A 21,209-nucleotide genomic window follows, 5' to 3' on the forward strand; every position below is an offset into this window, starting at 1 on the left:
TAAGGTTTCCGTCTATGCTGGCAAGGCTGGCGGCGGAAACCTTAGAGTTTCTGTGGTGTAGGTTTCAATCACCACACAAAAGGCTTGCCCTGTTTGCGTGCGCAACACCGCCATATGGCGGAAGAGATAGGGTGGCAGGTCAATAGGTCGGTCAGAACCTGCAGGTATTCCATTCCGCTCCCAGTGTTCAGGAAGAGGGAACCACAAGCTTTCCCGTTTGATGAGTTGGCGGGAAAAGTTAAGGGCCGCCACAACAAGTCCAAAGGGCTTATCTGTTGTGTTCAGCTGTGTAGCCATTTCCGGAGATAATCTTGCCGGAACGTACCAGTTTTCGGCTTCTGAAAAAACCTTCCCATGTGCGGTAAGCTGTACTTTCCTGTAATGCACATCCTCTGTTTGCGTATCAGAAGCGCCCAATAGCGTTTTCAGCAGGAATGGCGGGCAAGGCATACTGCCTTCTGTTTGGCGGTGGGCATGTAAGTTGTTATCCGGCGCCAGATTGTAAGTATTTATCCACTGTTCCAGCACACGTGTGGCGCTGGGGTTGGCAAGCAGTCTGTTTTCCAGTTTTTCTATAAGTGTTGCCAGCATCAGGCGGTGGAGCGGCGTATCCCGCCACTGAGTTGAGGTGTTGTGCATTTTGCTGGGGCCAGAAGGCGCGGAAAGGCTGCTCATGCACGCAATATAGCATGAGAATGCAGGATGGCAGACTGCCTATATGCTTATTCCGTCTGGGCCAGAGCTGCGCTATAAGGCGCGCAACGTATGATGCGGCGTAAATATGTTATTTAAGAAAGGTACAGATAAATGACCCAAACCACAGCAAGCTTTATGGTGGATGGTATGTCGTGCGATGGCTGTGTGTCTGCTATCAAGCGCGCCCTTGCTGCTATTGATGGTGTAGAAGCCACAGATGTTAATCTGGCAACGCGTGAAGTGAAAGTAACGTATGATCCAACTCGGGCTGGCGTTTCTTCCCTGCAGAACGCAATCCGTGGCGCAGGCTACGAAGTAAGCTAAAAGCGGATCTTGGTATTAAAGCCGGTTCTGCCATGCGGCTGGCAGACAGGGGGCGTGATGTTCCCTGTCTAGCTGAGGTAGGTAGAAACTGGCAGTATGCATATTTCCGAATGACACATCAGCGCGGCCAGCAGCCGCTGCAAGATATGCTGAAGCAAGGTGGCTGATCCGTTATGCAGATGAAAAATACATTACGCCTTGGGTTTGTAGCGGTAGGCCTAGCCCTGCTGGGTGGCTGCTCTTCCGAGGTTGGGCGTCTGCCATTGGTTGATACGGATATTACCTGCCTGCGCAAGCAAATGGCCAGGCCGATGTATCTTAGCTTTCCGCTTGCGGCCAATACATGCCAGCGTATGACCAACCACGGCTTTATGTTTGGTGAGAAAAACGCAAAGCCGATTCCGCTAAACCTGAAAGATGCCCCGGATCTTCAGAAACTGGCGGATGAATACGGCTACAGCTATACGCGCTGAAAAGCGGCTGCCTGATCAGTTTTCCAGTTCAGTGTCCCAATACAGATAATCGCGCCAGCTCTCATGCAGGTAGTTAGGCGGAAAGGCACGCCCGTTTTCCTGCAACTGCCAGGATGAGGGGCGTTCTGGCCGATGCCGCGGCAACATGCCAATAACATGCGGAAGGTGCGAACCTTTGCGCAGATTGCAGCAACCGCATGCGGTTACAATATTTTCCCAGCTTGTTTTGCCACCTTTGCAACGTGGGATAACGTGATCAAACGTGAGTTCCTGCGTAGGGTGGCGTTCACCACAATACTGGCAGGAAAAGTTATCACGCAGAAAAACATTAAAGCGGGTGAAGGCTGGCTTACGTGCTGCTGGAATATAATCTTTTAAGGCAATCACACTGGGGAGGCGGATAGTATGATGCGGAGAATGAACTTCGGTATCGTATTCACTCAGCACAGAAACCCGATCCAGCCACACAGCTTTAATGGCATCCTGCCATGCCCATAGGGAAAGAGGGTAGTAGGAGAGAGGCCGGAAATCTGCATTGAGAACCAATGCAGGAAAGTTGAGGGTACTACCGTCAGGCAAGACTTGTCTCCTCGGCTTATCTTCGAGGGCGCATCTTTCTGCGATCGTAAAACTCGGAGCCGATTGCCTGCAAAAGGTGCGTCGTCGAGGTAATTACTGCATGCAGTATTGCAGAGGTTCTGGAGGGAGGCAACAAAACGGCTGTCTGTTTGGCGCCTCTTTTTAGATTTTAGTAATAGTTTCACGAAAAACATGAACAATTTATTACATAATAGTCAAACAAACCCTGAGGGATGGGTTACACGCTTTGCGCCTAGCCCCACGGGCTTTCTGCATCTGGGGCATGTGGCTTCGGCTTTGTATGGCTGGCAAAAGGCGCAGCCGGATGGAGAATGGTTTGTGCGGCTGGAGGACATTGATATCCAACGCTGCAAACCTGCATTTATTCCCGCCATTCTGGAAGATCTGGAATGGTTGGGGTTGCACTCTGGGCGGCCCGTTTTAAGGCAATCAGCCAATATGCCAGCGTATCAGGTTACGTTGGCAACATTGAATGCAATGGGGGTGCTGTATCCCTGCTTTTGCACGCGGTCTGATATCATGCGTGAAAGTGCTGCCATATTCTCAGCACCTCATACGGCTCCAGATGGTAGTTTGTGTTACCCCGGAACGTGTCGCCATCTTTCAGGTCAAGAACGGCAGGATCGTATTAGCCAAGGGCAGCCCCACGTGCTGCGGCTGGATATGGGTAAAGCCTTGCAATGGGTGCATCAGCACACACAAGGCGCACCATTAACGTATCAGGATCAAGAGCGCGGAACAGTTATGTGTCATCCTGAATTGTTTGGGGATGTGGTTCTTGCACGCAAGGATATTCCCGCATCCTACCATCTCTGCGTGACGCATGATGATGCAGCCCAAGGTGTTACGCTGGTAACGCGAGGGGAAGATTTACGGCCAGCAACAGATCTGCATCGGGTATTGCAAACACTTATGGGGTGGAGCGTGCCGGCATACAGTTTTCACCCTCTATTGTGTAACGCAGAAGGGCGCAGATTGGCCAAGCGGGATGGGGCATTGGCTGTGCGCGCTATGCGTGAAGCAGGCCTTTCGGCGGAAGATGTGCGTTGCAAAGCGGGTTTCCCTCATATTTTTGAGAGATAAACCCTGAATTGCGTACAAAAAACGCGGCGTATGAGAAATCTCCGGTTCCGCCAGAGGCCGAACAGGATTACTGTGCCGCCCCAGAACCAAATGTCTGTTTCTGGGGCATGGGTGATGTCCTGGTTATTGGCATGAAAAACATAGTGTCGGAAAGTAAGAGAACCATGAGCATTGTTGCTGACCGCATGAACAGGATCAGCCCGAGCCAGACGATTGTCATTTCGACACGGGCCCGCGCACTCAAAGCCGAAGGCCGGAACATCATCAGCCTTTCTGCCGGTGAGCCAGATTTTCGCACGCCCGAAAACATCTCCCGCGCAGCGGCCAAGGCCATTGAAAACGGCCAGACCCGTTATACCGATGTTGCTGGCACGCCAGAACTGCGTAAGGCCGTAGCAGAGCGCTTTAAGCTTGATAGTGGTCTGGATTACACGCCAGAGGAAGTTATTGTTTCCACTGGCGGCAAGCAGATTATCTATAATGCCATGATGTCCACCCTTAACCCGGGTGATGAGGCAATTATTCCCGCACCTTGCTGGGTTTCTTACCCTGATATTGTCACGCTGGCAGAAGGCACACCTGTTATTGTGCCCTGCAAACGTGAAAATGGTTTTCGGATTACGGCAGAACAGCTGGAAGCCGCTATTACACCACGCACAAAATGGTTTTTCCTGAATTCACCCTGTAACCCAACAGGTGTTGCCTATTCAGCCGAAGATCTGCGCCCGCTGTGTGATGTTCTGCTCCGCCACCCGCATGTGTGGATCTTTACAGACGATATCTACGCCAAGCTGGTTTACGATGGCTTCCGCCCCGCCACCTTTGTGGAAGTGGAGCCGCTGCTGCGTAGCCGCACCGTTACCATGAATGGCGTTTCCAAGGCGTATGCCATGACAGGCTGGCGTATTGGTTTTTCCGGCGCTCCGGTGGAACTGACAAAAGCCATGAACAAACTGCAGGGGCAGTCCACCTCCAACACCTGTTCCATCGCGCAGGCTGCGGCTGTGGAAGCACTCACCGGCCCGCAGGACTTTATTCAGGAAATGGTTGCCACCTATCAGGGGCGGCGTGACATGGTTGTTTCCATGCTGAATGAAGCCGAAGGGATGGAATGCGATATGCCACAAGGTGCATTCTATGTGTTCCCGTCGGTGGAAAAATGTTTGGGCAAAACATCTCCGGGCGGCAAAAAGCTGGAAACGGATGAAGATTTTGTAACAGCCCTTCTGGAAGAAGAAGGCGTTGCTGCCGTGCATGGTTCGGCCTTCATGTTCCCCGGCCATATCCGTATTTCCTATGCAACGGATACAGATAGCCTGCGCGAAGCCTGCACGCGTATTCAACGTTTTTGCAAAGGGCTGCTGTAAAATATGGCGCGGTCTTTTGCGAACAGACTAAAAGGTTTGCCTGCGCCTGCCACTATTGAAATGGCACGCCGTGCACGCGCTCTTAAGGCGGAGGGCAAGCCCGTTATCTCCCTTGCGTTGGGGGAGCCGGATTTTGCCACGCCGCCTGCCGTGGTGGAGGCAGCCCATCAGGCAGCCTTGGCCGGGCAGACCAAATATCCACCCGTAGATGGCACGCCTGCACTTAAGGCGGCCATTGCCCGCAAGTTCACGCGTGAAAACGGGCTGGATTACAAGCCGGAGGAGATTATGGTCTCCAACGGTGGCAAGCAGGTTATTTTTAATGCGTTCATGGCCACGCTGAATGCGGGTGATGAAGTGGTGGTGCCCACACCTTACTGGGTGAGCTATCCGCTTATTGCCCGTATGTTTGGTGGCACGCCTGTTTATGTTTCCTGCCGGGAGGAAGACGGCTTTCGCCTGAAGGCAGATGAACTGGCAAAAGTGCTAACACCCCGCACGCGTTGGGTGGTGCTGAACTTCCCCAATAACCCAACAGGTGGTGTGTGCTCAGCGGATGATCTGCGCGCTATTGCGGAAGTGCTACGGCAGTATCCAGATATCTGGATACTTTCAGATGAGATTTACGAACATCTGGTGTTTGATGGTGCAAAATCAGCATCCATCGCGGCGGTTGCGCCTGATCTGAAAGACCGCACCATTACCCTTAACGGTGTTTCCAAAGCGTATGCCATGACAGGCTGGCGCGTTGGTTTTGCGGGTGGCCCGGCAGATCTTATTGCCACCATGCGGGGTGTTCAGGGTAATGCCACGTCTGGTGTGTGTTCCATAGCGCAGGCAGCTGCTGCTGCTGCCTTGGATGGCCCGGCAGATCTGGTGCAGGAAATGGTGGCAACATATGGCCGCCGCCGCCGGATGGTGGTGGAAGCCTTGCGCGCTATTCCGGGCTTTACCTGTGCTATGCCAGATGGTGCGTTTTATGCGTATCCGGGTGTTGCTGGGTGCCTTGGCCGCACGACAGCAGCGGGCAAACGGCTGGAAACAGACCATGACTTTGCATTGGCCTTGCTGGAAGAGGCTTTTGTAGCCACCGTGCCGGGAAGCGCCTTTGGGCATTCACCTTATTTGCGCCTGTCCTGCGCAACGGCAGATGAAACACTGCAAGAGGCCTGCCAGCGTATTGCTCAGTTTGTAGAAGGCTTGCAGTAAGGCTTTTAAGTAAAAACGCAGGCTTATTTGAGAATAAGTCCTGCGTTTTTACTATTCTTTTAAAACGTTGCGGGCATAATGATGTGCAAGTGCCGTGCTGTCTTCCGTTTCCGGTAGCAGCCCTACCAGTTGCAGTTCATCACAATACTGCGCCAGTTGATCGCGTAATGATTTGCCAATAACAGGCCGGATAGCTGGTTCGCTGTGTAGCATTGCGCGTATGCTGGCTGCAGAAAGATCCGAAACATCTGGGGCAATCAGGGTTGCGGCATCATCACGGTGGGTGTCTGTCCATCGGGCAGCATCACGCAGGGCCAGCACAAGGGCAATGGCAGCATCCGGGTCATCTTGCAGCACAGAGCTGGAGGCACCAAGCACCATGCTTGTGCGCTCGGCATAATGGCCTGTGTTGCTGCCAGCCAGTTCAATAAACAGATCAGGGAATGATTGGAGCAGCCACCAAGCCTGATAATCATGCGCGACAACAGCATCAATTCTTTGGTTGCGCGCGGCATCATCAATTTGCGGAAGCGGCAAGTCCAGCCAGTTGATGCGGTTCATGGCGTCCAATCCCTTGCGACGCATCATGATGGCAAAAAACAGCTTATCTGCCGCGTTCTGGTCCATAACGGCTACTGTGTGGCCCATAAGCTGGTCCAGCCGTGTAATATGGCTACTGCGGCGCACGAGCAGGCGGAAGTTGCCGGGCTGCACGCCAATCAGCAATTGCGCATTAAGCCCTGCATAAAGATGCCTGAGCCACGTAAGGGCAGGGGCTACGGCGTAGTGAATGTCACCTCTGGCCAGTGCATTAATGGTGTCTTCTCCATTAATGGTGGCAAAGGGTAAATCTACATCCAGGCTATAATGCGCAAAAAACCCTTTTTGCGCGGCGACAGCCAATACGGGTGCCGATCCAGAATTGGGCCAACCTATTTTGATCTGCCGATAAGTGCCATCTGGCTGTTTGTGTGGATGATGTTTGCCACGCGTTGCCAGAAAGGTTCCTCCACCAATGGCGGCAATACCGCCCATGCCAGCAAGCAGGAGGTTACGACGTGTTTGGGAAGGACCTTGGGCGCTCATTTCTGTAGGTTTACTATGTCTTGCTGTGTCTGTCGCTTTATGAGTGATGGAGGGAATATGAAAAAAAATAAAAAAGGGGGTTTACGGCGCGATTTAGGTTAGCTATATGCTCCCTCGCTGGTCCCGAATAGCTCAGTTGGTAGAGCAAGCGACTGTTAATCGCTGGGTCGTAGGTTCGAGTCCTACTTCGGGAGCCAGCCTTAATTTCCTTCTAAAATTTATAAAATGCAGCAATGCTTTAGAGCATTTGTTTTGCGTGTAAGCTTGTGTCGTGAGCAGCTGTTAAAAAACAACTGCCCACCTAAACACAATTACGGCTGAGGCAATGCAGCAATACCGGTTAATTCCACCTTCCATGTGGGGTCGGCCAGTTTGGCTTCTACCGTTGCGCGGGCTGGTTTGTTGTTTCTGTCTAGCCACGCATCCCATGCACGGTTCATGCCAGCCATATCATTCATGTCAGCCAAAAAGATCTGAACAGAAATAAGATGGCTTTTATCTGTGCCTGCTTCAGCCAATAAGGCATCTACTTGCCGTAGAATATCAGCCATTTGGCCTTCAGCATCCAACGAGGAATCGTCGGCAATCTGGCCAGCTAGATAAACAAGGCCATTATGAACAACGGCGCCTGTCAGACGTTCTTCAGGGGCAAGGCGTTTAATGCTCATGATTTTGGGCTCTTTGCTGTTGTGAATAGAGTGTTGCGGAAAGTGTTAGGCAAACGGCATATTATCAATAAGCCGAATGCTCCCTAGGCTGGCAGCCACAAACAGGCGCGTATCTTTGCCTGCAATAGGGGCGGGTGCCAGATTTTCCGCATGGCGGAGTTCCAGATAATGGACGTAAAAGCCCGCTTTCTTCAATGTCTCACGGCATGTGTCTAAGCTGCTTTCTACGCTTGTACCATTCTTCATGGCTGCAAGGCATGCAGCCAGGGCTTGGGGTAGCAGAGCGGCCTGTTGGCGTTGTTCTGGGGTAAGCCTGCGGTTGCGGGATGAAAGCGCCAACCCGTCTGTTTCCCGCAAGGTCGGCACGGGCAGTATATCTACTGGTAAATCCAGATCCTGCACCATGCGTTTGATGAGGCAGAGCTGCTGGTAGTCTTTTTCACCAAAAGCCGCGATATTGGCGCGTGTTTGTAAAAACAGCTTGGTAACCACTGTGGCAACGCCATCAAAATGGCCGGGTCTGTCTCTTCCACACAGCATGTTGTCCAGCCCGGAAACACTTATGCGGGTTGCAAAGCCGGGTGGGTACATCTGACTTTCATCTGGCGCATAAAGCACATCCACTTTGCCAGTCTTGCGTAACAAGGAGGCATCGTCTTCCAGCCCACGTGGGTAATGCTGGAAATCACTGGTGTTATTGAATTGAATGGGGTTTACAAAAATGGATACAATCCGACGAGAGGCTTTGCCATCCAGCGCATTAATGAGTGAAAGATGGCCTGCATGAAGTGCGCCCATAGTTGGCACAAATCCAATAGTTTGACCCTCTTTCTGCCAACTGGAACTTAAAGCTGCCAGTTCTGCTTTGGTTTTTATAATCTGCATAATGGAAGTCCTGAACGGTCAGTAATTTTGCAAGCCGGAACACAGCGCCAAGCTTTGTTAGGCTGTAATGTATCGTTGAAACTGTCTTACTGCCAGAACTGACCAGAAAGCCTTCTGGGGAGGGTCTCTTTTATGCATATCCAGGCACGCCAAAACAGAGCTTTTAGACAGAGTGAAAAGGCCCAAGTCTGTGCTATAAAGGCGCATGTCTTACGCTGATTTCGTCCACCTTCGTGTTCATTCTGCCTATTCGCTCAGCCAAGGGGCCATTCGCGTGCCCGATATTGTGGGGCTAGCGAAGGAAATGCATATGCCTGCTGTGGGCATTGCTGATTCAGGTAATTTGTTCGGGGCGTTGGAATTTTCTCAGTATTGTACAAAAAGCGGCATCCAACCCATTATTGGCAGCCAGATTGGCCTGCCTGCGCGTAATGACAAACCCGGCTCTCCAGCTGAACCTGTTGTGCTTCTGGCGCAGAACGAGGCAGGGTTGGCTAATCTCCAGTTTCTTTCTTCAGCCGGGTTTCAGAACTCAGATCCGGCAGATCCTTTTGTCTCGCTAGACCTGCTGTGTGAAAAAGCAGAGGGGCTGCTGCTGCTAACCGGTGGCACACGTGGGCCACTGTTCCAGATGCTGGCGGAAGGGCAAACGGAAGACGCTGAAAAATGGCTGTCCCGTGTGCATGAGGCATTTGGTGACAGGCTGATTGTAGAACTGCACCGGCATGGTCTGGCTATTGAAAAAGCCGTGGAACCGGGCGTGCTCACATTGGCAGATCGGTTCGGGCTGCCTTTGGTGGCCACCAATGAATGCTTTTTTCCTACGCCAGAAATGTACGAAGCGCAGGATGCTCTGTTGTGCATTGCCCAAGGGCGCACCATGGCAGAAAAAGATCGCTTCCGCGTTACGCCGGAACATTGGTTCAAGCCGCCGGAAATGATGCGCGCACTTTTTGCCGATCTGCCAGATGCGTGTGACAACACATTGGAAATTGCGCGCCGTTGCGCCATTAAAGTAGAAACCCGCAAACCACTTCTGCCTGTTTGCCCCAAGGTAAGAGAAGGCGCGACAGAAGATGAAACCCTGCGCGCCATGGCGTGGGAAGGGTTGGAACGCCGCATGTCCGGCATGAAGCTGGATGCCGAAACCGTAGAAAAATACAAGGAACGTTTGCGTTTCGAGCTGGATATTATCTCCAAGATGGGGTTCCCCGGTTACTTCATGATCGTGGCGGACTTTATCCAGTGGGCCAAGGCGCATGGCATTCCGGTTGGGCCGGGCCGTGGTTCTGGTGCGGGGTCCTTGGCCGCGTGGGCGCTTACCATTACGGATATTGACCCTATTCCGTTCAATCTGCTGTTCGAACGTTTTCTAAACCCAGAACGCGTTTCCATGCCTGACTTTGATATCGATTTCTGTCAGGATCGGCGAGACGAAGTAATTGCCTATGTGCGGCGTGAATATGGGGCAGATCGCGTTGCGCAGATTATTACCTTCGGTAAGCTGCAAGCGCGTGCTGCTGTGCGCGATGTTGGGCGCGTGCTGGGCCTGCCATACGGTATGGTTAACCGTGTGGCAGAGCTTATTCCCAACAACCCCGCTAAGCCGGTTACTCTGAAGGAAGCTATTGCAGGCGAGCCTAAGCTGCAGGAAATGCGTGATAATGATGAGGCCCTGCGCAGATTGCTGGAAATTGCCCAGCAGCTAGAAGGGCTTTTCCGTCATGCCAGTACGCATGCGGCGGGTGTGGTTATTGGGGATAGGCCGCTTGTGCAGCTTGTACCGCTGTACCGAGACCCCAAAAGTGATACGCTGGTTACCCAGTATAACATGAAGTTTGTTGAGCAGGCGGGCCTCGTCAAGTTTGACTTTCTTGGCTTAACAACACTTACCATTCTCAAACGGGGTGTCGATTTTATACGCCGCATGGGTAAGGATGTGGATATCAGCCACATACCGTTGGATGACCCCAAAACGTATGAAATGCTGGGGCGGGGTGATACCGCCGGCGTGTTCCAGTTTGAAGGCGCGGGCATGCGCGATGTTCTCAAACAGATGCGCCCCACCCGAATAGAAGATCTTATTGCTGCTGTGGCGCTGTATCGCCCTGGCCCAATGGCCAACATTCCCGATTACTGCCGCAGAAAACACGGTGAGGCCTGGGAACCCCCGCACGAGGAAATCCGTGATATTCTTGAAGAGACCTATGGCATCATGGTCTATCAGGAACAGGTTATGCAGATTGCCCAGAAAATGGCTGGCTACAGTCTGGGTGGCGCAGATTTGCTACGCCGAGCCATGGGTAAAAAGATCCGTTCAGAAATGGATCACCAGCGCGAAATCTTTACAGAAGGCGCAACCAAACGCGGGATTGACCGTGATAAAGCCGTTGAGGTGTTTGACCTCATGGCCAAGTTTGCAGACTATGGTTTTAATAAATCCCATGCTGCAGCTTACGCTTTTGTTTCCTACCAAACAGCATGGATGAAGGCTAACCACCCGGTAGCCTTTTTGGCAGCCTGTATGTCTCTGGCGCGAGAGCGTACAGAAAAACTTGCCGCTTTGCGGCAGGAAGCAGAGCGCATGCACATTGCTGTTTTGCCGCCGAATATCAATAAATCAGAAGCTGATTTCTCGGTAGAAAAACAACCAGATGGCACATATGCCATCCGTTATGCGCTGGCTGCCATTAAAAAGGTTGGCTATGGTGCAATGGAAGCACTGGTAGATGCAAGGGGAGAAAAACCCTTTAAAAATCTGGCAGATTTTGCAATCCGTATTGACCCGAAGCACATCAACCGGATGCAGTTGGAAAATCTGGCAAAAGCTGGTGCGTTTGAATGTATTGATAAAAACCGGGCACGCGTTTTCAGGTCCGCAGATGTTATCTTGCGGCGGGCGCATAGCCAGGCACAGGAGGCTGCTTCTGGCCAGATTGGGTTGTTTGGCGGACCGGGTGAAGTTGAGCCCTTGCGGTTAGTGGAAGGCCATGATTGGCCAGAGTTTGAACGTCTGGCGATGGAGGCCGAAGCTATTGGCTTCCATATGACAGCCCACCCGCTGGATGCATATGGTTCGGTACTGCGTCGTCTGGGTGTTACGCGCACATCGCAGTTGTTAACTGCGGCGGAGCTTGGCGGCGGGCGTGTTAAAATTGCTGGCTGTGTAGTGGATAAAAAGGAGCGTCCCACACGCACGGGTAACAAAATGGCATGGGTGCGCCTTTCCGATGCATCTGGCGGCTGCGAAGTAACTGTTTTTTCGGAAGTGCTGACGCGTGTGCGCGATATTCTGGTGGCGGGCACGGCTATTCTCGTAACAGCTGATTTAAAGCTGGAAGGAGAAGCCCTACGCCTTACCGCGACAGATATTGTGGATTTGGAAGCCGCCGCCGCGCAAGGGCAAAGCGAAATGCGTGTTTGGTTGGAAAAGCCAGATGCCTTGCCAGATTTACAAGCTATTCTGGAACCACAAAAGGGCGGGGCAGGACGGATTGTTCTGCTGCCAGGTGTTGCAGATAGTTGTGATGTAGAAGTGCGGTTGCGCGGACGCTATAAGGTTACGCCCGTGTTGGGGCAAAGGCTGCGCACGCTTTCTGGTGTTTCACGGGTGGAACAGGTCTGACATTGGTTCAGATAAGGGAATTGCAATGGAAGAACCCTGATGCCGTTTTATCGGTATGGGGCAATCAGCCGTGGTGTGCTTTTCTGGATAGTGGCGGAAAGATAGACAATCGGAGCCGATGGCAGATTTTTTGCCATAGGCCATGTCATACGGTGGTGGCTTGGCCTCATGAAATAGAAGTGGACGGTACAAAACAACCTTTTGTTTCATCTGGTCATGTTTTTGAAACCCTGCGTGTTTTTCATGATGAATTAAAAGAAGATGCGGATAGAGTGCACCTGCAAGATATTCCATTCTGGGGTGGTCTTGTTGGATTTGCCAGTTATCAAACGGGAATGATGCTGGAGGGCGTTTTATCTCGGCATAAAGATCAAAATACGCCCTTATTGGCAGCGGGCGTGTATGATCATGCTTTTATTTGGGATCGCTTTGAAAAACGTGTGTTTCTTGCAGGAACGTCAAAATTCTTTGCAGATTCTGCACATGTAGCGCAGTTGATAAGTGAGTGGCATAAGCTTCCTGAGCATGTTGCACTATGTAAGATACGTACAACCACGCAGTTTGTGGCAGATCAAGGCCGTCATGCTTATTGTCAGAGCATTGCACAAACGCGGGACTATATTGCCGCAGGAGATATTTTTCAGGCGAATATAACGTGTCGGCATACAGCGGAAATAGATGAATCTCTGCCAAGTGTTGAGGTGTATCGTGCATTGCGGCAACAAATACCGGCACCTTTTGCTGCGTATTTGTCATGCGGGCCAGATTTTGCGTTACTTTCTGCCTCTCCAGAAAGGTTTTTGAAAGTGGACGCGAATGGTTGTGTATCATCGCGGCCTATCAAGGGCACGGCACCACGTGGGCAAACGCCGGAAGAAGATGCTTTTTGGCGTAAAACGCTTCTACATGATGAAAAAGAACGCGCCGAAAACCTGATGATAGTTGATCTTATGCGGCATGATATTGGCCGCATGGCGCAAATAGGCAGCGTGTGTGTGCCAGACTTGTTGGAGGTGGAGCAGTTTCCGCATGTGCATCATCTGGTTTCAGAGGTTCGCGGAAAGTTGCTGCCTAACAAAGATGTTTTTGATCTTTTAAAAGTAACCTTGCCGCCGGGCTCTGTAACAGGGGCCCCCAAATATCGGGCGATGCAGATTATAGATGAGTTGGAAGCCTCAACTCGTGGTGCATATTGTGGCACGGTGTTTTGTATTGGGGCAGATGGCAGTATGGATAGTTCCGTGATTATCCGTAGTTTGGAACGCTTTAAAAATTGCCTGAGCATTGGTGTTGGCGGTGGTGTAACCATTCTGTCTGATCCAGAAAAAGAATATGAAGAAATGCGTCTGAAATTTGCGCCGTTTCAGAGGTTCTGGGGGCAGGAATGAGTGTTGTTTGGTTAAACGGAAAAATATACCCCGCTGAACAGGCCACTATCAGCCCTCTGGATCGGGGCGTGACATTAGGAGACGGGTTATTCGAAACTCTGCGGGTTAAAAACAAAACGGTTTTGCATTTTATATGGCATTATCAGCGTCTTTGTAATGGTGCATGGGTTTTGGATATGCCTGTGCCAACACAAGACGATGCTTTGCAGGCTGTGCAAGAGTTTTTGGCACAAGCAGGGTTTGAGAATGGTTCTATTAGGTTGACTGTCACACGTGGGGTCGCGCCACGCGGTTTGTTGCCACCAGAATACTGCAAACCAACGGTTTTTATAACAGGAACTGCGGGCAATTTTAGAGAGCAGTCTGTGCGTATGTGTGTGAGCACTCTGGTGCGACGGGATGAGTGCTCGCCACTTTCTCGCATTAAGTCGTTAAGTTATTTGCCTGGAGTTGTGGCAAGGCAGGAAGCCGACCGTAAAGGGTGTGATGATGCTTTTTTGCTGAATATGCAGGGGCATATAGCAGAAAGCACAATCAGTAATGTTGTTGTGCAAACAGAAGAAGGGCTCATAACGCCTCCAGTTACAGAAGGTGTTTTGCCGGGGATTGCGCGCAGGCTGTTGCTGGATGCAGGAGTGGTGCAGGAGCGTGTGGTCACTTACACAGATATTGTAAAAGCGCAGGGTGTTTATTTAACCAACAGTCTTTCCTTGCGTGTTGTGGCGCATTTGGATGGAAAGCAGATTGCATATCATCCAGAATCTTACCGAAAAATAAGGGATATTCTGGGAAAATAAAATTTTGCAACTCTTCCAAATTGTTGGCGTTGGAAAACGGGATACATCATTTTATTCCAAAGGAGTGTCCCATGCAGAAAATTTTCACTTCCATGCTGCTTGGTGCGTCTTTAAGCGTGATGCCGGCATTGGCTATGGCTCAAGATAATAGTGGCACGCCACCTACAGCAGAGGGTGCAGCCTCCCAACAGGGGCAGCCTCCATCAAAGGCAGCGGTAGGGCCAAATGGTGAGCATGTTGATCCATCTAAAAAGCTGTGGAGCAATCCGCGCACGGTAGATGAGCAACCAGGTACGCAACCGCCTTCGAACGATGGAAAACACCCAGCCCACCCGGTTAAAGAATATCATCCGCACCATAGCCAGCACGACAAAAAAAATGGGGTTATGGAAAGCCCAAGTGAAACAATCCCCGGTAACAATCAGCCGTCTTCTACGCATTTGCAGGAAAATCACGCACCACAATAATGCAATGAAGGCCAGATATCCTGTTAGGCATGTGGCTTGGCAGGATAGGACCGTTGCGGCCAGTGCACAGCTTGGTTGGCTGTTTGCATCTGGGCGCAGCGTGTAAAATCGGCTAGCCTTCCCACCCATGTGATGGCGCGGCAGGGCTGAGCAAAAAGCAGCTTCAATATCTTGAAGGCGTCATCCCCGCCCATGTTTGCTCTGATGGTTCCGTAATTCGGCACTGGAGAGCACGTGGGCATAGGCATGTTTTTAAGGTGATGTTGTTCCTGCTGCATCGGCCTTGTTGGATTCTGAAAGGGTGACGTCATGCTGGTGGAAGAGGCCAAGGGCAAACAGGCGGACGGTTCGAATACGCCGCATTATGATCTTCGGCAGATCGATTGTGATCCTAATTTCTGGTACCCTGTGGCGTGGTCGCATAAAGTGCGCCCCGGCAAAGCATTTGCCGCACGCTATGCAGGGCACCCCATTGCACTTATTCGCCCTGAATATGGGCCTGTCTATGCGCTGGAAGACCGTTGCGCACATCGGCAGGTGCCGCTGAGCAAAGGGGTTGTGGATGATAAGGGCTGCGTAAAATGCTGCTACCACGGTTGGGCATTTGATCGCGCCGGCAAGTGCGTGACCGTACCTTATTTGAATAAAGAAGGAGTGGGGCGCCCGGTTAAATCCTACCCTTGCCGTGAAAAAAGCGGCCTGATCTTTATCTTCCCCGGTGATCCGGCTTTGGCAGATAAGGTTCCCGTGCCTGATGTGGCGCAAGTGGGTAACCCGGAATACAAAACCCGCATGTTCAGCCCACGCCTGAAATGCCACTATACCTTCATGCATGAAAACTTGATGGACATGAACCATCAGTTCCTGCACCGGCGGCAGATGGGTTCCATTACGGCCCGTTTTTTGGGGCAGGACAAGGGTGATGACTTCCTGGAAGCACGCTACAGCTTTGCCCGTAAAGGTGGCAATCAGCCGCTTGCGGAAGCCCTGATTTTTGGCAAACACCATGATTTTGAAGGCCGCGAACAGCCGGTTGAAGAAGTTGTGTCCATCCGCACCACCTATCCGTATCAGACTCTGCAGATCCACGATAAGGATGGTGATCTGATTATGGATCTGTGGACATCCTATGTGCCGCTGGGCGAAACGCAGCAGGTTACACAGGCATTTGGTCTGCTTTCCGTTAAAAAACCCAAATGGAACTTCCTGCTCAATCTGGCATGGCCTGCACTGGGTATTTTCACACACCGCATCTTTGAAGAAGATCGTGAAATTGTGGAAATGGAACAGAACGCATGGCGCGAACTGGGTGGGGACCACAACGTTGAAGTGTTCCCTGTTGTAAAGTCACTTCGTGCTCTGCTGGCACGTAGCGGCGTGCCCAACAAATACGCGCATCCGGTGGAAACAGCCTCCCAGTCAGAAGACGCAGCTTAATAAAGAGCGTTTTTTGTCTTGTCCGGGCGCAAAAAAACGGCCATAAGAGCCGCGCTCGGTCAAGGCCGGGAGCATAACGCACGCGAGGAAAACACCATCTGGTGCTCTGTTCTGTCTGGCAGGGTAACCCCTCGCGGAGGAATAACCAGAAAGGTAGGAATACGCTTATGGCGATGCCTGATTTTACCCTTCGTCAGCTTCTGGAAGCTGGTGTTCACTTTGGTCACCACACCCGTCGCTGGAACCCGCGCATGGCGCCGTACCTGTTCGGTGTGCGCAACCAGGTTCATATCATTGATCTGCAGCAGACCGTTGGCCTGCTTGATCGCGCTCTGCAGGCTATCCGCAACACTGTTGCCGGTGGTGGCCGCGTTCTGTTTGTTGGCACCAAGCGTGCTGCGCAGGATCCGATCGCAGAAGCTGCACGTCGCTGCGGTCAGTATTACGTCAACCACCGCTGGCTTGGCGGTATGCTGACAAACTGGAAGACCATTCAGGGTTCCATCAAGCGCCTGCGTGGCATTGAAGAAACGCTGGACGGCGCAACAGCTGGTCTGACCAAGAAAGAAATTCTGGACATGACCCGCCAGCGCGACAAGCTGGAACGCTCTTTGGGCGGGATCAAGGAAATGGGTGGCCTGCCGGACATCCTGTTCGTGATCGACACCAACAAGGAAAAGCTGGCTATTGAAGAAGCCAACAAGCTGGGTATCCCGGTTGTGGCCATTCTGGACAGCAACTCCGATCCGCGTGGCGTAACCTTCCCGATTCCGGGTAACGATGATGCCATCCGCGCTATCGGCCTGTATTGTGATCTGGTTTCTTCCGCTGTTCTGGACGGTATTTCCGCAGAACTGGGTGCTTCCGGTCAGGATATCGGCGCTGCTGAAGAACTGCCTGTTGAGCCTGCTCTTGAAGCTGCTCCGGCAGCTGCTGCCCCTGCAGCAGAAGCTCCAGCACCGGCTGCAAGCTAACGGAATACACAAACAGCCCGGTTATCATGCCGGGCTGTTTTTTCCTGCATGAATGCCTGCATTGGCAGGCCATGGAATATTCCGGTTCGCGCCCCTGAGTGGGCGCGTTCGGGTTTTTTAAGGAGTATGGAATTATGGCGGCAATTACAGCTGCACTGGTCAAGGATCTGCGCGAAAAAACCGGCGCAGGCATGATGGACTGCAAAAAAGCACTGAACGAAGCCAACGGTGATATTGAAGCCGCTATTGATTGGCTGCGCACCAAGGGCCTTGCTGCTGCGGCAAAAAAATCTGGCCGTGTTGCTGCTGAAGGTCTGGTAGGCGTTGCTTCTGCAGACAAAGTGGCTGCGATGGTTGAAGTGAATGCCGAAACCGACTTTGTGGCTCGTAACGAATCCTTCCAGAACTTTGTGGAATCCGTTGCTAAAGTTGCGCTGAAGGTTGGTGAAGATCTGGAAGCCATTAAGGCTGCCACGCTTGAAACCGGTCGCACAGTTGCTGATGAGCTGACGCATCTGGTTGCAACCATTGGTGAAAACATGACCCTGCGCCGGGCTCGTGTGTTCACTGTGCCGTCTGGCGTTGTGGCAACCTATGTGCATGGTGCGCTGCGCCCCGGTCTGGGTAAGATTGGTGTTCTGGCCGCCGTTGAAGCTCCGACAGCTGATGAAGCTATCGAACAGCTTGGCCGTCAGGTTGGTATGCATGTTGCTGCCACACGTCCTTCTGCTCTGGATGTTTCCAGCCTTGATCCGGCAGAAGTTGAACGTGAACGCGCAGTGCTGATCGAACAGTCCCGCGCTTCCGGCAAGCCAGAAGCTATCATCGAAAAGATGGTCGAAGGCCGTATCCGTAAGTTCTACGAAGAAGTTGTGCTTCTGGAACAGGTATGGGTACATGATGGTGAAACCCGCGTGAAAGACGTGCTGAAGAAAGCTGGCGTTAAGCTGGTTGGCTTTGACCGCTTCCAGCTGGGTGAAGGCATTGAAAAAGAAGCTGATGACTTTGCGGCTGAAGTTGCAAAGGTTGCTGGCGTCTAAGGTCGGGCTTTCCGAATGACGGACAAGGGCGGGACTTCCTATCAAAAGGAGGCTCCCGCCCTTGTGCTTTTTGCGGGTGTGCAGGGTGAAACCAGTGCACGCGTGCATGTTCTTACAGAAGATTACGGCCCCTTAAGGGGCATTGCCTATGGCGGAGCCAGTAAAGCAGGCCGCGCCCTATGGCAGCCGGGCAATGTTGTTAAAACAAGCCTCCATAAACGCAGCGCTGCTGCATCATTACAAATTTCAGGCGAATTACTTTACGCCTGTGCCGCACGGCTGTTGGATGCTCCATTAGCATTAGGCATGTTGCAATCAGTTTGCGTATTGGCAGATGTAACCCTGCCAGAAGCTGATCCTTGCCCCTTCCTTTTTGCAGAAACAGTGCGTTTGCTTACCTTTTTGGGGTATGATCCTGTTGTTGCAGAACGTGAAGGTATGCCCCACGTTGTGCGGTGGGAAATGGCATTGCTGGCAACGTTAGGCTTTGGGCTGGATCTATCAGCTTGTGCCGTTACCGGTAGCACAGAAAATTTGCATTATGTTTCACCACGCACAGGTCGCGCAGTTAGCGAAGAAGGTGCGGGAGAATGGAAAGATCGGCTCTTGCCGCTTCCATCTTTTTTGCGGGATACAGAACAAACCGGTAATGCGGCAGATTGGCTGGAAGGTTTGCGCTTAACAGGCCACTTTTTGGCGCGGGATGCCTTTGGCCAACGCCATTTGCCGTTACCTGCAGCACGCCAACGGCTGTATGATAGGCTGGAAATGCGTATTCTGGCAGACCAAACACCAATAACCGAGTAGCGCAAGACTGGCACAACCGATACGAGGGCTGTATGTCTTGTTTCTAATGGATCATGCACAGCTTTCCAGGGATGGCAGATGAGCGAAACCGCAGGACATATTGAGGAAACAAAACTGGCGGAGGCGCTGAGTGAGCGTTATCTGGCCTATGCGCTTTCCACCATCATGTCCCGCTCTTTGCCGGATGTGCGGGATGGGCTTAAGCCGGTGCACAGGCGCTTGGTTTATGCCATGCATCAGCTCCGGCTAGATCCGGCTTCCGGCTTCAAAAAATGCGCCCGCGTGGTGGGTGATGTTATCGGTAAGTTTCACCCGCATGGTGATGCTTCGGTGTACGAAGCTCTGGTGCGGTTGGCGCAGGATTTTGCCGCACGGTACCCGCTGGTAGAAGGGCAGGGGAACTTCGGTTCTGTTGATGGTGATAACCCGGCCGCCATGCGGTACACGGAAGCTCGTCTGACAGAAGTTGCCGTGGCCCTGTTGGATGGCATTGAAGATGATGCCGTAGATTTCCGCCCCACCTATGATGGTGAGGAGCAGGAACCGGTTGTTCTGCCATCGGCCTTTCCCAATCTGCTTGCCAATGGTGCGGCAGGTATTGCTGTGGGTATGGCAACCAGCATTCCGCCCCATAATGCCGCAGAAGTATGCGCTGCTGCTGCCCTGCTGGTGCGCAAGCCCTCGGCTACCACGCAGGAGCTGCTAGAGCTTATGCCGGGGCCGGATTTTCCAACCGGTGGCCTGATTGTTGAAGATTCGGATGCCATTTTGCAGGCCTACGAAACCGGGCGCGGTAGCTTTAGGATGCGTGCGCGGTGGGAGGTTGAGCAAGGCCGTTTTGGCACATGGCATATTGTGGTGACGCAAATTCCGTATCAGGTGCAGAAATCGCGCCTGATCGAGCAGATTGCGGATTTGCTAGATCAGAAAAAACTGCCTCTGCTGGGGGATATCCGTGATGAAAGTACGGATGAAATTCGCCTGATTCTGGAGCCCAAAACACGTGGCATAGAACCAGAAGTGCTGATGGAAACGCTGTTCCGTGCCACACCGCTGGAAAGTCGCTTTGGCCTGAACATGAATGTGCTGGGGGCGGATCGCTCACCCGGTGTCATGGGGCTTAAACAGGTTATTCAGGCATGGCTGGACCATCGGCATGAGGTGCTGGAACGCCGCAGCCGCCATAGACTGACAGCTGTAGAGCGGCGGCTGGAAATTCTTTCGGGTTTTCTGGCTGTCTACCTGAATCTGGATGAGGTTATCCGCATTATCCGTGAAGAGGATGATGCCAAGGCCAGCTTGATAGCCACGTTCAAGCTGACAGACTTGCAGGCAGAATCCGTGCTCAACATGCGGTTGCGGAGTTTGCGCCGGCTTGAGGAAATGGAAATTCGCAAGGAGCATGACGCACTTTCTGCTGAGAAAGCAGCATTGATGGCGTTGCTTGATAGCGAAAAACAGCGCTGGAAAACAATCGAGCGCGAACTCACCGGTATGATCAAGGCCTTTGGAAAAGGCCGTTTGGGTGAGCGTAGAAGCACCATTCTTTCTGCGCCCAAGCCAGTTGATATTTCCGTGGTGGAAGAAGTGGAGCGTGAACCGCTCACCATGATCCTTTCTCAAAAAGGTTGGGTGCGTGCGGTTAAGGGCCACAATGTTGATCTGGAAAACCAGAAGTTTAAGGAAGGAGATGCCCTTAAGCTGGCCATTCCTTGCCAGACTACAGATCGGTTGTGTTTCTTTGCAACAGATGGGCGCGCTTACACCGTAAAAGGGGCGGACCTGCCACGAGGCCGTGGAGATGGGCAGCCTATCCGCCTGTTGATTGATCTTTCCAATGATGAGGATCTTCTGGCCGTTTTCCCCATAGAAGATGGAAAACGCCGCTTGGTGGCCTCAAGCGCTGGGCGCGGCATGCTTGTGGATGATGAAACTTTGGTGGCGGAAAAACGCTCTGGCCGGCAGGTTCTGAACCTGAAGGAAGGTGAGTTTGCCCGTGTATGCGTGCCAGCAGAGGGAGACCACGTTGCTGTTGTGGGGGATAACCGGCGGTTCCTGATTTTCCCATTGGAGCAGTTGCCCGTCATGACACGAGGCCTCGGTGTTGCTCTGCAAAAATACTCAGATGGAGGATTACGTCAGGCTGTGGTGTTTACTGCGGCGGATGGATTGCTCTGGCCGGGTACTGCGCGTGTGCGTCAGTTTGCTGATTTGCAGGATTGGGTCAGCCGTCGTGCCGCAGTTGGCAAGGTTGCACCGCCTTGGGCTGCTAAAAAAGCTTAA

The 21,209-nt window shown here is 52.3% G+C and carries 19 protein-coding genes and 1 tRNA gene; 15 read left to right on the plus strand and 5 right to left on the minus strand.

From position 1 onward, the window contains the following. Positions 1-12: 12 nt before the first annotated feature. Entirely contained in the window at positions 13-675 is a 663-nt protein-coding gene (locus tag QQM41_RS09205; protein WP_339076943.1) for a hypothetical protein, read from the minus strand. Between the two features lie 132 nt (positions 676-807). On the opposite strand from QQM41_RS09205, the gene QQM41_RS09210 reads away from it, so the two are divergent. After that, a complete protein-coding gene (locus QQM41_RS09210) occupies positions 808-1,020 on the plus strand; it encodes a heavy-metal-associated domain-containing protein (RefSeq protein ID WP_003623174.1) in 213 nt (70 codons plus the stop codon). A gap of 173 nt (positions 1,021-1,193) precedes the next feature. After that, positions 1,194-1,493 (plus strand): hypothetical protein, encoded by a 300-nt coding sequence (locus QQM41_RS09215; RefSeq protein WP_339076945.1) that lies wholly within the window; start codon positions 1,194-1,196, stop codon positions 1,491-1,493. A 15-nt stretch (positions 1,494-1,508) separates the two neighbouring features. Here QQM41_RS09215 and QQM41_RS09220 read toward each other — a convergent pair whose 3' ends face one another. Further along, positions 1,509-2,072 carry an HNH endonuclease gene (locus tag QQM41_RS09220; protein ID WP_050818347.1) on the minus strand — a complete coding sequence of 188 codons (564 nt, stop codon included), beginning with the start codon at positions 2,070-2,072 and terminating at the stop codon, positions 1,509-1,511. Between the two features lie 192 nt (positions 2,073-2,264). Here QQM41_RS09220 and gluQRS point away from each other — a divergent pair, with 192 nt between their 5' ends. Genes gluQRS through QQM41_RS09235 form a run of 3 tightly spaced genes read left to right on the plus strand, consistent with a single transcriptional unit; the run spans position 2,265 to position 5,752 of the window. Next, the gene (gene gluQRS / locus QQM41_RS09225; protein ID WP_339076946.1) at positions 2,265-3,176 is read left to right on the plus strand and encodes a tRNA glutamyl-Q(34) synthetase GluQRS; all 912 of its coding nucleotides are present in this window, start codon (positions 2,265-2,267) and stop codon (positions 3,174-3,176) included. An 8-nt stretch (positions 3,177-3,184) separates the two neighbouring features. Continuing rightward, entirely contained in the window at positions 3,185-4,543 is a 1,359-nt protein-coding gene (locus tag QQM41_RS09230) for a pyridoxal phosphate-dependent aminotransferase (protein WP_003623165.1), read from the plus strand. 3 nt (positions 4,544-4,546) lie between these two features. Further along, positions 4,547-5,752 carry a pyridoxal phosphate-dependent aminotransferase gene (locus QQM41_RS09235; RefSeq protein ID WP_050818345.1) on the plus strand — a complete coding sequence of 402 codons (1,206 nt, stop codon included), beginning with the start codon at positions 4,547-4,549 and terminating at the stop codon, positions 5,750-5,752. A 51-nt stretch (positions 5,753-5,803) separates the two neighbouring features. Here QQM41_RS09235 and QQM41_RS09240 read toward each other — a convergent pair whose 3' ends face one another. Further along, entirely contained in the window at positions 5,804-6,838 is a 1,035-nt protein-coding gene (locus tag QQM41_RS09240) for an ABC transporter substrate-binding protein (RefSeq protein ID WP_339076947.1), read from the minus strand. A 121-nt stretch (positions 6,839-6,959) separates the two neighbouring features. Between QQM41_RS09240 and QQM41_RS09245 the strand changes: the two genes are divergently transcribed. Next, positions 6,960-7,035: transfer RNA gene (locus QQM41_RS09245), tRNA-Asn, on the plus strand. Between the two features lie 114 nt (positions 7,036-7,149). Here QQM41_RS09245 and QQM41_RS09250 read toward each other — a convergent pair. Together QQM41_RS09250 and panC are read right to left on the minus strand one after the other, a co-directional pair. Then, a complete protein-coding gene (locus QQM41_RS09250; RefSeq protein ID WP_128105726.1) occupies positions 7,150-7,506 on the minus strand; it encodes a RidA family protein in 357 nt (118 codons plus the stop codon). Positions 7,507-7,551: 45 nt separating this feature from the next. Next, complete coding sequence (gene panC / locus QQM41_RS09255; protein ID WP_339076948.1) at positions 7,552-8,391, minus strand: pantoate--beta-alanine ligase; 840 nt, start codon at positions 8,389-8,391, stop codon at positions 7,552-7,554. 205 nt (positions 8,392-8,596) lie between these two features. Between panC and dnaE the strand changes: the two genes are divergently transcribed. The 9 genes from dnaE (at position 8,597) to parC (ending at position 21,209) form a co-directional block, all read left to right on the plus strand. Continuing rightward, positions 8,597-12,016: a DNA polymerase III subunit alpha gene (dnaE, locus tag QQM41_RS09260; protein WP_339076949.1), complete on the plus strand. Its 3,420-nt coding sequence runs from the start codon at positions 8,597-8,599 to the stop codon at positions 12,014-12,016. A 2-nt stretch (positions 12,017-12,018) separates the two neighbouring features. Next, positions 12,019-13,404, plus strand: coding sequence for an anthranilate synthase component I family protein (locus QQM41_RS09265; protein WP_339076950.1), 1,386 nt, complete (start codon positions 12,019-12,021; stop codon positions 13,402-13,404). Further along, a complete protein-coding gene (locus tag QQM41_RS09270) occupies positions 13,401-14,201 on the plus strand; it encodes an aminotransferase class IV (protein WP_339076951.1) in 801 nt (266 codons plus the stop codon). The genes QQM41_RS09265 and QQM41_RS09270 overlap by 4 nt, the downstream gene beginning before the upstream one ends. Before the next feature lie 71 nt (positions 14,202-14,272). Continuing rightward, complete coding sequence (locus tag QQM41_RS09275; RefSeq protein WP_128105721.1) at positions 14,273-14,668, plus strand: hypothetical protein; 396 nt, start codon at positions 14,273-14,275, stop codon at positions 14,666-14,668. 309 nt (positions 14,669-14,977) lie between these two features. Beyond that, entirely contained in the window at positions 14,978-16,105 is a 1,128-nt protein-coding gene (locus QQM41_RS09280) for an aromatic ring-hydroxylating dioxygenase subunit alpha (protein WP_050818336.1), read from the plus strand. Between the two features lie 167 nt (positions 16,106-16,272). Continuing rightward, positions 16,273-17,079, plus strand: a complete 807-nt coding sequence (gene rpsB / locus QQM41_RS09285) for a 30S ribosomal protein S2 (RefSeq protein ID WP_050818335.1) — start codon at positions 16,273-16,275, stop codon at positions 17,077-17,079. Positions 17,080-17,213: 134 nt separating this feature from the next. Further along, positions 17,214-18,119, plus strand: coding sequence for a translation elongation factor Ts (gene tsf / locus QQM41_RS09290; RefSeq protein ID WP_050818334.1), 906 nt, complete (start codon positions 17,214-17,216; stop codon positions 18,117-18,119). 15 nt (positions 18,120-18,134) lie between these two features. Next, on the plus strand, positions 18,135-18,926 hold the full coding sequence (gene recO, locus QQM41_RS09295; RefSeq protein ID WP_339076952.1) for a DNA repair protein RecO: 792 nt from the start codon (positions 18,135-18,137) through the stop codon (positions 18,924-18,926). A 78-nt stretch (positions 18,927-19,004) separates the two neighbouring features. Then, positions 19,005-21,209 carry a DNA topoisomerase IV subunit A gene (gene parC, locus QQM41_RS09300; protein ID WP_050818332.1) on the plus strand — a complete coding sequence of 735 codons (2,205 nt, stop codon included), beginning with the start codon at positions 19,005-19,007 and terminating at the stop codon, positions 21,207-21,209.

It is taken from the genome of Acetobacter sp. AC2005 (assembly GCF_037901235.1).
In the GTDB taxonomy this organism is placed as follows: Bacteria; Pseudomonadota; Alphaproteobacteria; order Acetobacterales; family Acetobacteraceae; genus Acetobacter; species Acetobacter oryzoeni.